This window comes from Nocardioides sp. Z38_18 (assembly GCF_058215695.1).
In genome coordinates this window covers 1,533,428-1,547,817 of record NZ_JBZAJE010000001.1, presented here as the reverse complement: position 1 = coordinate 1,547,817, position 14,390 = coordinate 1,533,428, and the positions used below count along the sequence as shown (strand labels likewise).

Genomic DNA, 14,390 nt, shown 5'->3' with positions numbered 1-14,390 from the left:
TCGCGTATGCGAGATCAGCCGAGCGCGGAAGAGACCACGTCCCGGGCCTCGGCCTGCACGGCGGCGAGGTGGTCGGGGCCGCGGAAGGACTCGGCGTAGATCTTGTAGACGTCCTCGGTGCCGGAGGGGCGGGCGGCGAACCAGGCGGACTCGGTGGTCACCTTGAGGCCGCCGATCTTGGCGTGGTTGCCCGGCGCCTCGGTGAGCTTGTCGATGATCGGCTCCCCGGCCAGCTCGGTGGCGGTGACGTCGTCGGGTGAGAGCGCGGCCAGCTTGGCCTTCTGCTCACGGTCGGCGGGGGCGTCGACCCGGGCGTACGCCGGCTCGCCGTGCTCCTTGACCAGGTCGGCGTAGTGCTCGCTCGGGGTGCGGCCGGTCGCCGCGAGGATCTCCGAGGCCAGCAGGGCGAGGATCAGCCCGTCCTTGTCGGTCGTCCAGGTGCCGCCGTCGCGGCGCAGGAACGAGGCCCCGGCCGACTCCTCGCCGCCGAAGCCGAACGAGCCGTCGAGCAGGCCCGGGACGAACCACTTGAACCCGACCGGCACCTCCACCATCGGCCGTCCCAGCGAGCTGGCGACGCGGTCGATCATCGACGAGGAGACCAGGGTCTTGCCGATCCGCGCCCCGGCCGGCCAGTCCGGTCGGGCACCACCGAAGAGGTGGCCGATCGCCACCGCGAGGAAGTGGTTGGGGTTCATCAGTCCCCCGTCCGGCGTGACGATGCCGTGCCGGTCGGCGTCCGCGTCGTTGCCGGTCGCGAGGTCGTACTCGTCCTTGCGGCTGATCAGGGAGGCCATCGCAGAGGGCGAGGAGCAGTCCATCCGGATCTTCTCGTCCCAGTCCAGCGTCATGAACCGCCACGTGGGGTCCACCAACGGGTTGACCACGGTCAGGTCGAGGCGGTGCCGCTCGGCGATCTCCCCCCAGTAGGCCACGCTCGCCCCACCCAGCGGGTCGGCCCCGATCCGCACGCCCGCGTCCCGGATCCGGTCGAGGTCGAGCACGTTGGGGAGGTCGTCGACATAGGTCCCCATGAAGTCGTACGCCGAGGCAGCCGCCCGGGCCCGCGCGAACGGCACCCGCTTCACCTCGCGCAGGCCTGCGGCGATCAGCTCGTTGGCCCGCCTGGCGATCACGCTCGTGGCGTCGGTGTCGGCCGGACCACCGTGCGGCGGGTTGTACTTGAAGCCGCCGTCGCTCGGGGGGTTGTGCGAGGGCGTCACCACGATCCCGTCGGCCAGACCCGACCCCGTCTGCGGGTCCTTGCCCCGGTTGGCACGCAGGATCGCGTGCGAGACCGCGGGCGTGGGCGTGTAGCCGTCGCGGTCGTCGACGAGCACGGTGACGTCGTTGGCGACGAGCACCTCGAGGGCCGTGGACCACGCCGGCTCCGAGAGGCCATGAGTGTCGCGGCCGATGAACAGCGGGCCGTCGTACCCCTGCTCGCGGCGGTAGTCGCAGATCGCCTGGGTGGTGGCGAGGATGTGGTCCTCGTTGAACGAGGTCTTCAGGCTGGAACCGCGGTGGCCGCTGGTACCGAAGGCGACCTGCTGGTCGACGTTCTCCGGGTCCGGTGTCCCGGTGTAGTAGGCGGTGACGAGGTGGGAGACGTCGACGAGGTCCTGCGGCTGGGCCGGCGTACCGGCGCGGGACTCGGTCACGCGACGACCTCCTGGTCCTTGGCGATCACGGTCAGCCCGTCCTCGACGACGAAGCCGCGGGCCCGGTCGGCCTCGTGGTCGACGCCGATCTCGCAGCCGGGAGGGATCGTGACGAACTTGTCGATGATCGCGTTGCGCACCACCGCCCCGGCGCTGATCTTCACCGAGTCGAGCAGCACCGATCCGGAGACCTCGGCCCCCGACTCGACCCGGCACGCCGGCGAGAGCACCGAGTTGCTCACCGCGCCCCCGGTGACGATCACCCCCGGAGACAGGATCGAGTTCCAGGCCGTCGGCCGCGCCCCGCCGTCCCCGCCGACGAGCTTCGCAGGAGGCTGCGGCCCGTAGGTGGTGAAGATCGGCCACTCGGAGTTGTACAGGCTGAAGTCCGGCAGCGGCGCCACCAGGTCCATGTGGGCGGCGTAGTAGGAGCGCATCGTCCCGACGTCACGCCAGTAGTCACGGTCACGGTCGGTCGATCCGGGCACGTCGTTGTCGCGGTAGTCGTAGACGGCCGACTCGGTGCGGTCGACGAACCACGGCACGATGTCGCCACCCATGTCGTGCTCGGAGCGCTCGCGCGCGGCGTCGCGGGTGACGGCGTCCCGCAGGGCGTCGGCGTCGAAGATGTAGTTGCCCATCGAGGCGAGCACCTCCTCGGGAGAGTCCGGCAGCCCGGCGGGGGCCAGTGGCTTCTCGAGGAACGCCCGGATCCGTTCCGGCGAGGACGGGTCGACGTCGATGACTCCGAACTGGTCGGCGAGCTTGATCGGCTGCCGGATGGCCGCCACCGTGCACGCTGCCCCCGACTCCACGTGGGCGTCGAGCATCTGGCTGAAGTCCATCCGGTAGACGTGGTCGGCCCCCACGACGACCACGATGTCGGGCCGCTCGTCGTTGAGCAGGTTCAACGACTGGAAGATCGCGTCCGCGCTGCCGAGGTACCACCGCTTGCCCACGCGCTGCTGGGCCGGGACCGGCGTGACGTAGTTGCCGAGCAGGGTCGACATCCGCCAGGTCGTGCTGATGTGCCGGTCCAGGCTGTGTGACTTGTACTGCGTGAGCACGACCACCTTCAGGTAGCCGGAGTTCACGACGTTCGACAGCGCGAAGTCGATCAACCGGTAGATCCCGCCGAACGGCACCGCGGGTTTCGCCCGGTCCGAGGTGAGCGGCATCAGCCGCTTGCCCTCACCCCCCGCCAGCACGATCGCGAGGACGTTCTTCCGAGATGAGGGGCTCATGGGTCGAACCTAGTTCGCCACGGCACGAGCGGTCGAGACATCGGCGCGAGTAGGTTCAGATCCATGCGTATCGATGTCGTCTCCCGTGAGTACCCGCCCGATGTCTACGGAGGTGCCGGAGTGCACGTGGCCGAGCTGGTGCGCGCACTGCGGAGCGTCGACGGTGTCGATGCCCGGGTGCACTGCTTCGGTGAGGACCGGCCCGAGGCCGGGACCACGGCGTACGCCGATCCCCCTGGCCTGAGCACCGCCAACGCGGCGATCCGCACGCTCGGGGTCGACCTCGAGATGGTGCAGGGCATCGGCGGGACCGATGTCGTGCACTCCCACACCTGGTACGCGAACATGGCCGGACACCTGGCCAAGCTGCTGCACGGCGTACCCCACGTGGTCACCGCGCACAGCCTGGAGCCGCTGCGCCCGTGGAAGGCCGAGCAGCTCGGCGGCGGGTACGCCGTCTCCAGCTGGGCCGAGAAGACGGCCTACGAGTCCGCCGACGCCGTGATCGGCGTGAGCGCGGCGATGCGCGACGACATCCTGCGGAGCTATCCCGCCATCGACCCGGCCCGCACCCACGTCGTGCACAACGGGATCGACACCGAGGAGTGGCAGCCCCTTCACGACCCACGGAGAGTGGCCGAGCTCGGGGTCGACCCGAACCGGCCGAGCGTCATCTTCGTCGGGCGGATCACGCGACAGAAGGGCCTGCCGCTGTTCCTGCGGGCAGCCGCCGAGCTGCCCCCGGAGGTGCAGCTGGTGCTGTGCGCCGGGGCACCGGACACGGCCGAGATCGAGGCAGAGGTGCAGGCACTCGTGGACGGGCTGGCCCGCGACCGGGAGGGCGTGGTGTGGATCCGGCAGATGCTGCCCCGCCGTGACGTGGTCACGCTGCTGACCGCCGCCACCGTGTTCGCCTGCCCCTCGATCTACGAGCCGCTCGGCATCGTGAACCTCGAGGCGATGGCCTGCGAGACCGCAGTGGTGGCGACTGCCACTGGTGGGATCCCCGAGGTCGTGGTCGACGCCGATTCCGCGTCCGGGCTCCCGCCGACCGGGTGGCTGGTGCCGATCGAGCAGGCGACCGACGGCACCGGGACGCCCCTGGACCCCGACCGGTACGTCGCGGACTTCGCCGCCGCCCTCAACGAGGCCGTCGACGACTCCGAGGTGGCCAGGGAACGTGGTCTGGCCGGACGCAAGCGTGCCCAGGAGTCGTTCAGCTGGGACGCGATCGCCCAGCAGACCCTGGAGGTCTACCGCTCGGTGACCTGAGCGCTCGGCTTCTCCGACGGCACGGCGTCACGGTCGACTCCCTCGACCGGGTCGGAACGCTCACCCTCGGAGTGGTCCTCGTCGAGCATGTACCTCTCGTCGAACGGGTCCTCACCCGCCAGCACCCGGTCGAGCTGCTCGCGGTTGTAGGTCCCGGTCCAGTGCCCGACCAGCACGGTGGCCACGGAGTTGCCGGCGAAGTTGGTCAGGGCCCGGGCCTCGGACATGAACCTGTCCACCCCCACGATCAAGCCGACTCCGTCGAGCAGCTCGGGACGGTGCGAGGACAGTCCGCCGGCCAGGGTCGCGAGCCCGGCGCCGGAGACACCGGCCGCGCCCTTGGAGGCGATGACCATGAAGACGAGCAGCGAGATCTGCTCGCCGATGGACAGCGGGTCGCCCAGCGCCTCGGCGATGAACAGCGACGCCATCGTCAGGTAGATCGCGGTGCCGTCCAGGTTGAAGGAGTAGCCCGTCGGGATCACCACGCCGACCGTTGTCCGGTCGACCCCGGCGTGCTCCATCTTCGCGATGACCCGCGGCAGCGCGGACTCCGAGGACGAGGTGGACAGGATCAGCAGGAACTCGCGAGCCAGATACCTGAACAGGCTGAAGATGTTCACCCCGGTGACCATCTTCAGGATGGTGCCGAGCACCAGGAAGACGAACAGGAAGCAGGTGATGTAGAAGGCGACCATCAGCACGCCCAGGCTCTTCAGGGCCTCCCACCCGGTCTCGCCGACGACGGCCGCGATGGCGCCGAAGGCACCCAGGGGTGCCGCCCACATCACCATCGCCAGGACCCGGAACACCAGTCGCTGGAGGTGCCCGATCCCGGTCAGGATCGGCTGCCCCTTGCTCCCCATGGACTGGAGCGCGAAGCCCACGAGCAGCGCGACGAACAGGGTCTGCAGCACCTCGCCGGAGGTGAGCGAGGAGAACAGCGAGTCAGGGACGATGCCCTGGATGAACTCGGTGGTGGAGCCGGCCCCCTTGGCCTGCTCGGCGCCCGCCTGGGCGGTCTCCTCGGTGATGTTGAGGCCCTCGCCGGGGTGGATGATGTTGCCGACCACCAGCCCGATGGCCAGGGCGACGGTGGACATCGAGATGAAGTACGCCAGGGCCAGGCCGCCGACCTTGCCGACGCTGGCAGCGCTGCGGACCGAGCCGACCCCGATCACGATCGTGCAGAAGATGACCGGCTGGATCATCATCTTGACCAGAGCGACGAAGGTCTCCCCGATCCAGGCGAGGCCCTTGGCGAAGTCGGGTGCCGCGAAGCCGACGGCGATGCCGAGGACCACGGCCACGATCACCGCGACGTAGAGGTAGTGGGTTCGGTCCTGCTTCTTGCCGGGCGCTGGTGCGGGCGTCTCGTTCGCGGGAGCGGTCATGGATGGACTCACCCTTCGGGGGTGCGAGCCGTCGAGAGCCCGACGACGTGGCCTACCGGACCCTCACATCAAATCCCTCGGCCTGCCGCACGTCCACCATCGAGCCCACCGATACTGCGCCCACGAACGGGCGCCCGGGGTCAGGTGAGCTCGAGCCCCGGGTACAGCGGGTGCCGGTCGAGCATCTCGTCGGCCCGGGCCTGCACGCGCTCGGCCACCCCGTCGGCGGTGCTGTACGTCGCCTTCGACGGCGCCCCTGCCTTGTTGGTGCCCGCCGTGGTGTTCGAGAGCACCTCGTGGACCAGGTCGGCGACGTTGTCGAACTCGTCGTGCCCGAACCCGCGGGTGGTCAGTGCGGGCGTCCCGAACCGGATCCCGCTGGTGTACCAGGCCCCGTTGGGGTCGCTCGGCACCGAGTTGCGGTTCGTGACCACGCCCGCGTCGAGCAGGGCCGACTCGGCCTGGCGCCCGGTGAGGCCGTAGGAGGTGACGTCGAGCAGCACCAGGTGGTTGTCGGTCCCCCCGGTGACCAGCTTCGCGCCGCGCGAGAGGAAGCCGTCGGCGAGCGACTTGGCGTTGTCGGCGATGTTCTGGGCGTAGGTCTGGAACGCCGGCTGCCGGGCCTCGGCCAGCGCGACGGCCTTGGCGGCCATCACGTGCGAGAGCGGGCCGCCGAGCACCATCGGGCAGCCGCGGTCGACGTCGGCGGCGAACTCCTCCTGGGCCAGCACCATGCCGCCACGCGGGCCGCGCAGCGACTTGTGCGTGGTGGTGGTGGTGACGTGGGCGAACGGCACGGGGTTCTCGTCGCCGGTGAACACCTTGCCGGCCACGAGGCCAGCGAAGTGGGCCATGTCGACCATCAGCACTGCGCCGACCTCGTCGGCGATCTCGCGCATCTTCGCGAAGTTCACCCGGCGCGGGTAGGCGGAGTAGCCGGCGACCAGGATCAGCGGCTTGAACTCGCGGGCCTTGGCCGCCACGACGTCGTAGTCGAGGAGCCCGGTCTCCGGGTCGGTGCCGTACTGCTGCTGGTGGAACATCTTGCCGCTGATGTTGGGGCGGAACCCGTGGGTGAGGTGCCCGCCCGCGTCCAGGGACATGCCGAGCAGGCGCTGGTTGCCGAACTCGTGGCGCAGCGTCTCCCAGTCGGCCTCGGAGAGCTCGCTGACGTTCTTGGCACCGAGCTTCTTCAGGGTCGGCGTCTCGACACGGTTGGCGAGGATCGACCAGAACGCCACCAGGTTGGCGTCGATGCCGGAGTGCGGCTGGACATAGGCGTACGGCGCCCCGAACAGCTCGCGGGCGTGCTCGGCCGCGAGCGACTCGACGGTGTCGACGTTCTGGCACGCGGCGTAGAAGCGGTGGCCGACCGTGCCCTCGGCGTACTTGTCGGAGAACCAGGTGCCCATGGTCAGCAGCACCGCCGGCGAGGCGTAGTTCTCCGAGGCGATCAGCTTCAGCGAGGACCGCTGGTCGGTGAGCTCCTGCCGGGTGGCCTGGGCGATCCGGGGCTCCACCGCCGCGATCACCTCGAGCGCGGCGTTGTAGGCCTGGGAGGCCGTCTTCGCGAGGTTCTCCGCAGGCACCTCGGCCGCCGTGTGATCCGGCCCGGGGACAGTCATGTCGCTCATGGGGTCAGCCTAGGCGACGGGCTCCCGCGCCCCGGTGAGCACCGCCTCGGGAGCGATTCGAGGTCCACATTGTGGACTCCCGTCTCACGACATGAGATTTGAGTTTGTGGTCAGGGCGTCCGAACGATGAGACTCGACCCCATGATCAGCTCTGCAACCTCGACCTGGCTCGTGGCACGCCGCCACGTGGACCTCGGTCGTACCCGCAGCAGCATGTGTCGTTGCGCGCGCTGAACCTCGACAGGATTCCCCGCCGCACCCCCGTTGACCGTCACGACAGCGCCGTCGTACGACGTCCGGGCCCACGATCCCCAAGGACTCGACACTGTGACCTCCACTGCCAGCACCGCCCCGCAGACGGCCCCCGAGGGCCGGGTCGGGCGATCCGGCCGCACGCGCCCCAAGAAGGGCGAGGGCCAGTGGGCACTCGGCTACACCGAGCCGCTGAACAAGAACGAGCAGACCAAGAAGGACGACAACCCGCTCAACGTCCGTGCGCGGATCCTGAACATCTACTCCAAGCGCGGATTCGCCTCGATCGACCCCGCCGACCTGCGTGGCCGGTTCCGGTGGATGGGTCTCTATACCCAGCGGGCCCCCGGCTTCGACGGCGGCAAGACCGCGATGCTCGAGGAGGAGGAGCTCGACGACGAGTTCTTCATGCTCCGCGTCCGCAGTGACGGCGCCCTGCTCGACGCGGCCAAGCTCCGCGCCCTGGGCAGCATCTCCACCGACTTCGCCCGCGGCACGGCCGACATCACCGACCGCCAGAACATCCAGTACCACTGGATCGAGATCGAGTCCGTCCCCGAGATCTGGGACCGGCTCGACGCGGTCGGGATGACCAGCCTCGAGGCCTGTGGCGACTCCCCGCGGCCGTTCCTGGGCTCCCCGGTGGCCGGCGTCGCCTCGGAGGAGATCATCGACGCGACCCCCGCCCTGGAGGAGATCAAGCGCCGCTTCATCGGCGACCCGCGCTACTCCAACCTCCCGCGCAAGTTCAAGACCTCCGCCAGCGGGCACCCCAGCCTGGACTGCGTCCCCTCGGTCAACGACGTCTCCTTCGTCGGGACCGTCCACCCCGAGCACGGCCCCGGCTTCGACCTGTGGGTCGGCGGCGGGCTGTCCACGAACCCGATGCTCGCTCAGAAGCTCGGCGTGTGGATCCCGCTCGAGGAGGTGGCCGACGCCTGGGAGGGCGTCGTCTCGGTCTTCCGCGACTACGGCTACCGCCGCCTGCGCGCCCGTGCCCGGCTGAAGTTCCTGGTGGCCGACTGGGGCGTGGAGAAGTTCCGCGAGGTCCTCGAGACCGAGTACCTCCACCGCAAACTGGTCGACGGCCCCTCCCCCGAGGCCACCATTGACGGCGGTGACCACATCGGCGTGCACCCGCAGCGCGACGGCAAGTTCTACATCGGCGTCGCCCCCGTCGCCGGCCGCATCAACGGCGCCACCCTCACCGGGGTCGGCGACCTGGTGGAGAAGTACGGCGCCGCCGGCGCCCGGCTGACCGCCCAGCAGAAGCTGGTCGTGCTCGGCGTGGACGAGGCCGACGTGGAGCCCCTGATCGCAGACCTCACCGGGATCAACCTGGAGGCCCGGCCCTCGAACTGGCGTCGCTCCACGATGGCGTGCACCGGCATCGAGTTCTGCAAGCTGGCGATCGTCGACACCAAGCAGCGCGCGATCGACCTGGTCTCCGAGCTCGAGCGCCGCTTCCCCACCATCGACACCCCGATCACGGTCAACGTCAACGGGTGCCCCAACGCCTGCGCCCGCACCCAGGTCGCGGACATCGGCCTGAAGGGGATGCTGGTCCTCGACGATGACGGCAACCAGGTCGAGGGGTTCCAGGTCCACCTCGGCGGCAGCCTCGGGCTGACCAACGGGTTCGGCAAGAAGCTGCGCGCCCACAAGGTCACCAGCGCGGGCCTCGACGACTACATCACCACCGTGGTGGGCAACTTCCTGGCCGACCGGGAGGGCGCGGAGACCTTCGCCGCCTGGACCGTCCGTGCCGATGAGGTCCTGCTCCGCGGCGACAAGGCGATCGCATGAGCGGCCGCGCCGTCCCTTTCCACTGCCCCTACTGCGGCGACGAGAACCTGTTCCCGCACGAGGTGCTGGCCGAGGACGGGTCCGCGCACGCGTCCTCCCACGGCGCCTGGGAATGCAGGTCGTGCCTGCGAGCGTTCAAGGTCAGCATGATCGGACGCCTGCGGCCCCCGTCGACCGCCACCACACGGGGGGCCGCGCGATGACCGCCCTGACCACCCTCGCCGCCCGGGCCCGCCGCGGCTCCGCCACGGAGGGCCGCAACACCGACGAGCTGCGCGAGATCGTCTCCCACGTCGGGGCCGAGCTCGAGCTGGCGCCCGCCGAGGACATCATCGAGTGGGCGGTGGCCACCTTCGGCTCCCGGTTCTGCGTGACCTCCTCGATGAGCGACGCGGTCCTCTCCCACCTCGCGTCCAAGGTCGCCCCCGGCGTGGCCGTGGTCTTCCTCGACACCGGCTACCACTTCGCCGAGACGATCGGGACCCGCGACGCCGTCGAGGCGACGATGCCGGTCAACCTGATCAGCATCACCCCGGTGCAGTCGGTGGCCGAGCAGGACGCGACGTACGGCAAGGACCTCTACAAGACCGACCCCGACCTGTGCTGCAAGCTGCGCAAGGTGCAGCCGCTGGCCGAGGGCCTCTCGCAGTACGACGCGTGGGCGACCGGACTGCGGCGTGCCGAGACCCACAACCGGGTGATCGCGCCCGTCGTGGGCTGGGACGAGAAGAAGCAGAAGGTCAAGGTCTCCCCCATGGCCCGGTGGTCCGACGAGGACGTCGAGAAGTACATCGCCGAGAACGGGATCCTGGTGAACCCGCTCCAGTACGACGGGTACCCCTCGATCGGCTGCTGGCCGTGCACCCGTCGCGTCGAGGAGGGCGAGGACGCCCGCGCCGGCCGATGGGCGGGGACCAACAAGACCGAGTGCGGCATCCACCAATGACCCACGCCACCTCGGCCCATCCGCGCCACCACACCGCCAACGACGACGAAGTTCGCGGCACGAGCACGAAGGGAGACGGATCGTCATGACCGCTCCAGCACTGATCACCCTCGCCCACGGCAGCCGTGACCCGCGTTCTGCTGCCACCATCAACGCCCTGGTGGCCGAGACTCGCAAGCTGCGCCCCGACCTCCGGATCGAGGCGGCGTTCCTCGAGCTCACCAAGCCCGACTTCGGCAAGGTCGTCGACCGGCTCGTCAAGGCCGGCTACGAGGAGATCGTGGTCGTTCCGCTGCTGCTCAGCGAGGCCTACCACGCGAAGGTCGACGTACCCCGTGCGATCGCGCAGGCCAGCGAGCGGCACCCGTCCGTGCAGATCCGGCAGAGCGGCATCCTCGGGCTCGAGCCGACCTTCCTCGAGGTGCTCGACCGACGTCTGCGCGACGCCCTGAGCAACGCCCGCGTGCGCGAGCTCGACGCGCTCGTCCTCGCGGCCGCGGGGTCCTCGGACCCGATGGCCAACCAGGCGATCGCCCGGCTGGCGCGCGTGTGGGGTGCCCGGCACCGGCTCCCCGTCACCGCGGCGTTCGCGTCCTCGACTCCCCCGGCCACCGGTGAGGCCGTCCGCGCCTTCCGCGCGGAGGGTCGCCGGCACGTCGCGGTCGCCTCGATGTTCCTGGCTCCGGGGTTCCTCCCCGACCGGGCCGCGGAGCTGGCCGTCGAGGCGGGCGCCGTCGCGGTCTCCGACCCGCTGGGCTGCGACCCCGAGCTCGCCCGCACGATCCTGGCCCGCTACGCCGTGGGCGCCGTGGAGCTCGTACCGGTCTGAGCCCCCCTCAGCCGACGAGCGCGTCCAGCAGCCGCTGCAGCTCGGCGGCAGGGTCCTCGGTGAGGCCGCCGTGCACGGGTCCGGGCTGTACGACGGTGCTGCGCGGAGCACGCAGGAACCCGAACCTGGTGCTCTGGTCGTCCTTGCCCTCGCGCACGCCGTACGCCGTGGCCCGCTGACCGACCCCGAAGTCGACGTGGGCCTCCCCGCGGCACACCTGCTCCACCGCGGTGAGGGCCTCGCGCACCGCCGACACGTCGAGGCCGGGGTCGAGCGCCCGCAGCCGGTCCTCGTCGAGGCTGAACGCGGAGCCGAGGAAGTCAGCGGCCTGGCAGTACAGCACCACGCCCACGTTGACGAACTCCTCGCGCTCCACGCGGGGCACGCACCGCAGCGTGACGTACTGGTAGCCGTTCACGCGGCCCCCTCGGCAGCGGGCAGCCACGCCCGCGGAGCGGCGACCCGGGCGAGGAGGTAGTCGACGTACCGCTCCCGCAAGGCCTCCGGGGTCTCCGCGCCCGGGACCGGCTCAAGCCACTCGTCGGGCACCTGCGCCAGCGCCTCCCGCAGCACCTCGCCGGTGACCCTGGCCGCGAGCTCGGCGTCCTGGGCGCGCGCCTGCGCCGCGTAGCGCCGCATGATGTGCTCGCTGACGTCGAAGGGCTGCGCCGCGAACCGCTCCGGGGAGCCGCCGCCTCCGGGCCAGGCGTGGTGGAAGTACAGCGCCGCGCCGTGGTCGATCGCGAACAGGTCCCCGCGCCAGACCAGCAGGTTGGGGTTGCGCCACGACCGGTCGACGTTGGCGCACAGGGCGTCGAGCCACAGGATGCGGCCGGCGAGGTCCGGGTCCGGCTCGTAGGCGCTGTCATAGCCGAAGGCCCCCGGGAGCAGGTCGACGCCGAGGTTGAGGCCCAGGCTGTTGTTGAGCAGGTCCTGGACCTCCTGGTCCGCCTCGTAGCGGCCGATCTCGGGCGCGAGGTCGACGGTGACGAGGTCGGGGACCGGAACCTCGACGACGCGGGCGATCTCGGCGACGACCACCTCGGCGACGAGCACGCGTAGCCCCTGCCCGGCGCCACGGAACTTGCAGACGTAGATGCCGAGGTCGTCGGCCTCGATGATGCCCGGCAGCGAGCCGCCCTCACGCAGCGGCGTCACGTAGCGGGTCGCCCGGACGTGCCTCAACGACCGCCCCCGTTTGCGGTGTCCGTGTCCCCGGTGTCCTTGTCTTCGGTGTCCTCGGTGTCCTCGCCCTCGAGTCGCGCCCGCTGCTCGTCCACGTCGTAGTCGGGCTCGGGCCACTTCAGCTGCATCCCGCGCAGCGCCTCGAGGAGCAGCTGCCCCACGGCCCAGTTGCGGTACTTCTTGTGGTCGCCGGGGACGACGTACCAGGGAGCGGAGTCGGTGTTGCAGCGCTCCAGCACGGCCTCGTAGGCCTTCTCGTAGTCACTCCAACGGGCGCGCGCGTCGAGGTCCCCGGGCTTGAACTTCCACTGCTTGTCGGGGTCGGCGAGCCGGTCGAGGAGCCGGTCACGCTGCTTGTCGGCGGAGATGTGCAGCATGCACTTGATGATCACGGTGCCGTCGTCGACCTGGGCCTTCTCCCAGTCGTTGATCGCCCGGTAGCGGCGCTCGATCTCCGCCTCGTCGGCCAGCTCCTCGACCCGGCCGACCAGGACGTCCTCGTAGTGGGAGCGGTCGAAGACCGCGACCATGCCGGGCTCGGGCAGTGCCTTCTCGATGCGCCACAGGAAGTCGTGGGCCAGCTCTTCCTCGGTCGGGTTCTTGAACGAGGTCACCCGCAGGCCGTTGGGGCTCAGCAGGCCGGCGACGTGGTCGATCACGCCGCCCTTGCCCGAGGTGTCCATGCCCTGCAGGACGACGAGGACCCGACGGCGGCCACCGACGTACGCCTCGGCCGCCATCTTCTCCTGCAGCTCGGCGAGCTCGTCGGCGAGGCCCGCGAGCTCGTCCGCGAGCGTCTTCGTGTCCTTCGCCCCGGGGGTGGCGGCCGGGTCGTGCTCGGAGAGGCGCACGGGTCCCTGGGCCAGCCTGAGGCTGTCGGTGACGGTGTAGTTCATGGAAGCGAGTATGTCCGTGCTCGGCGACGGGGTGAAGCCGGTGTCCGTCTCCCCGCGGCACGACCCGTCTGTGCTGGCTGCCACTTCCCCGCCGGTCTACGGTCGAGCCATGGACCTCCCCGTGATGCCGCCCGTGCAGCCGATGCTGGCCAAGTCGGTCCCGGCGATCCCCGATCCGGCGAAGTTCGACGACGGCCTGTCCTTCGAGCCCAAGTTCGACGGCTTCCGTTGCATCGTGTTCAAGGACGGCGACGAGGTCGAGCTCACCTCGCGCAACACCAAGCCACTGACCCGCTACTTCCCCGAGGTCGTGGAGGCGTTGCGGGAGCAGCTCCCGGAGCGCTGCGTGCTCGACGGGGAGCTGTTCGTGGCGATCGGGCCCCGGATGGAATTCGAGGTGCTGCAGGAGCGGATCCACCCGGCCGCCTCGCGGATCACGATGCTCGCGGAGTCGACCCCGGCCTCGCTGGTCGTCTTCGACACGCTGGCGATGGGCGACGACTCCCTGGTCGACCGTCCCTTCGGGGAGCGCCGCCGGCTGCTGGAGGCCGAGCTCGGCGGACTCACCGGCCCGACCTACCTCACCCGCACGACCACCGACGTCGGGGAGGCGCAGGGCTGGTTCGAGCAGTTCGAGGGCGCCGGGCTCGACGGTGTGATCGCCAAGCCGCTGGGATCGCCGTACCGCCAGAACGCCCGCACGATGCTGAAGATCAAGCACGAGCGCACCGCCGACGTCGTGGTCGCCGGCTACCGGCTGCACAAGACCTCCACCCCGGACAAGCCGCTCCTGGGCTCGCTGCTGCTCGGCCTGTACGCCGACGGCGACCTCCAGCACGTCGGTGTCTCCGCCTCGTTCACCGCCAAGCGGCGCGCCGAGCTGCTCGAGGAGCTGCAGCCCCTGGTCTGCGACATCGCGGACCACCCCTGGGGCCGGTGGATGGAGGCCGCCCCGAAGGGGAGGTCCGACGGCGGCGACACCTGGGCCATCGCCAACCCCGACCGGGTGCCCGGCACGCAGAGCCGCTGGAGCGGCGGCAAGGACCTCTCGTTCACGCCACTGCGTCCCGACCGGGTGCTCGAGGTGAAGTACGACTCGATGGAGGGCCGGAGGTTCAGGCACACGGCGCACTTCAAGCGCTGGCGTCCGGACCGGGATCCCGAGTCCTGCACCTACGAACAGCTCGAGCAGCCGGTGAAGTACGACCTCGGCAGCGTGCTGCGGATCAGCTGAAGCCGTTGCGCGACGCACCCGAGGGCGAGGAACCGAT

At 70.4% G+C, this 14,390-nt stretch carries 13 protein-coding genes; 6 read left to right on the top strand and 7 right to left on the bottom strand.

What is annotated here, in order from left to right; translation table 11 throughout:
- Positions 1-14: 14 nt before the first annotated feature.
- Positions 15-1,661 (bottom strand): phosphoglucomutase (alpha-D-glucose-1,6-bisphosphate-dependent), encoded by a 1,647-nt coding sequence (pgm, locus tag AC4BGC_RS07320; protein ID WP_490554985.1) that lies wholly within the window; start codon positions 1,659-1,661, stop codon positions 15-17.
- A complete protein-coding gene (gene glgC, locus AC4BGC_RS07315) occupies positions 1,658-2,905 on the bottom strand; it encodes a glucose-1-phosphate adenylyltransferase (RefSeq protein ID WP_490544561.1) in 1,248 nt (415 codons plus the stop codon). Before glgC ends, pgm begins: the two co-directional genes overlap by 4 nt.
- A gap of 63 nt (positions 2,906-2,968) precedes the next feature.
- On the opposite strand from glgC, the gene glgA reads away from it, so the two are divergent.
- On the top strand, positions 2,969-4,177 hold the full coding sequence (glgA, locus tag AC4BGC_RS07310) for a glycogen synthase (RefSeq protein ID WP_490554984.1): 1,209 nt from the start codon (positions 2,969-2,971) through the stop codon (positions 4,175-4,177).
- On the opposite strand, the gene AC4BGC_RS07305 is transcribed toward glgA, so the two are convergent.
- Both AC4BGC_RS07305 and AC4BGC_RS07300 read right to left on the bottom strand, forming a co-directional pair.
- Positions 4,159-5,571: a cation:dicarboxylate symporter family transporter gene (locus AC4BGC_RS07305; protein ID WP_490554983.1), complete on the bottom strand. Its 1,413-nt coding sequence runs from the start codon at positions 5,569-5,571 to the stop codon at positions 4,159-4,161. The genes glgA and AC4BGC_RS07305 overlap by 19 nt on opposite strands.
- 140 nt (positions 5,572-5,711) lie before the next feature.
- Entirely contained in the window at positions 5,712-7,196 is a 1,485-nt protein-coding gene (locus tag AC4BGC_RS07300; RefSeq protein ID WP_490555729.1) for a glycine hydroxymethyltransferase, read from the bottom strand.
- Between the two features lie 336 nt (positions 7,197-7,532).
- Between AC4BGC_RS07300 and AC4BGC_RS07295 the strand changes: the two genes are divergently transcribed.
- From AC4BGC_RS07295 to AC4BGC_RS07280, 4 genes are all read left to right on the top strand, one after another.
- Positions 7,533-9,263 (top strand): nitrite/sulfite reductase, encoded by a 1,731-nt coding sequence (locus AC4BGC_RS07295; protein ID WP_490554982.1) that lies wholly within the window; start codon positions 7,533-7,535, stop codon positions 9,261-9,263.
- Positions 9,260-9,466: a hypothetical protein gene (locus tag AC4BGC_RS07290; protein ID WP_490554981.1), complete on the top strand. Its 207-nt coding sequence runs from the start codon at positions 9,260-9,262 to the stop codon at positions 9,464-9,466. The genes AC4BGC_RS07295 and AC4BGC_RS07290 overlap by 4 nt, the downstream gene beginning before the upstream one ends.
- A complete protein-coding gene (locus tag AC4BGC_RS07285) occupies positions 9,463-10,209 on the top strand; it encodes a phosphoadenylyl-sulfate reductase (RefSeq protein WP_490544571.1) in 747 nt (248 codons plus the stop codon). Before AC4BGC_RS07290 ends, AC4BGC_RS07285 begins: the two co-directional genes overlap by 4 nt.
- Before the next feature lie 85 nt (positions 10,210-10,294).
- Positions 10,295-11,038: a sirohydrochlorin chelatase gene (locus AC4BGC_RS07280; RefSeq protein ID WP_490554980.1), complete on the top strand. Its 744-nt coding sequence runs from the start codon at positions 10,295-10,297 to the stop codon at positions 11,036-11,038.
- Between the two features lie 7 nt (positions 11,039-11,045).
- Here the strand turns inward: AC4BGC_RS07280 and AC4BGC_RS07275 are convergent, their stop codons facing one another.
- The 3 genes from AC4BGC_RS07275 to AC4BGC_RS07265 are packed head-to-tail and all read right to left on the bottom strand — an operon-like array spanning position 11,046 to position 13,119.
- A complete protein-coding gene (locus AC4BGC_RS07275; RefSeq protein WP_490554979.1) occupies positions 11,046-11,456 on the bottom strand; it encodes a DUF3037 domain-containing protein in 411 nt (136 codons plus the stop codon).
- A complete protein-coding gene (locus AC4BGC_RS07270; RefSeq protein ID WP_490554978.1) occupies positions 11,453-12,223 on the bottom strand; it encodes a HipA family kinase in 771 nt (256 codons plus the stop codon). Before AC4BGC_RS07270 ends, AC4BGC_RS07275 begins: the two co-directional genes overlap by 4 nt.
- On the bottom strand, positions 12,220-13,119 hold the full coding sequence (locus AC4BGC_RS07265; RefSeq protein ID WP_490554977.1) for a PPK2 family polyphosphate kinase: 900 nt from the start codon (positions 13,117-13,119) through the stop codon (positions 12,220-12,222). The genes AC4BGC_RS07270 and AC4BGC_RS07265 overlap by 4 nt, the downstream gene beginning before the upstream one ends.
- 109 nt (positions 13,120-13,228) lie before the next feature.
- Here AC4BGC_RS07265 and AC4BGC_RS07260 point away from each other — a divergent pair, with 109 nt between their 5' ends.
- Entirely contained in the window at positions 13,229-14,353 is a 1,125-nt protein-coding gene (locus tag AC4BGC_RS07260) for an ATP-dependent DNA ligase (protein ID WP_490554976.1), read from the top strand.
- Positions 14,354-14,390 lie beyond the last annotated feature (37 nt).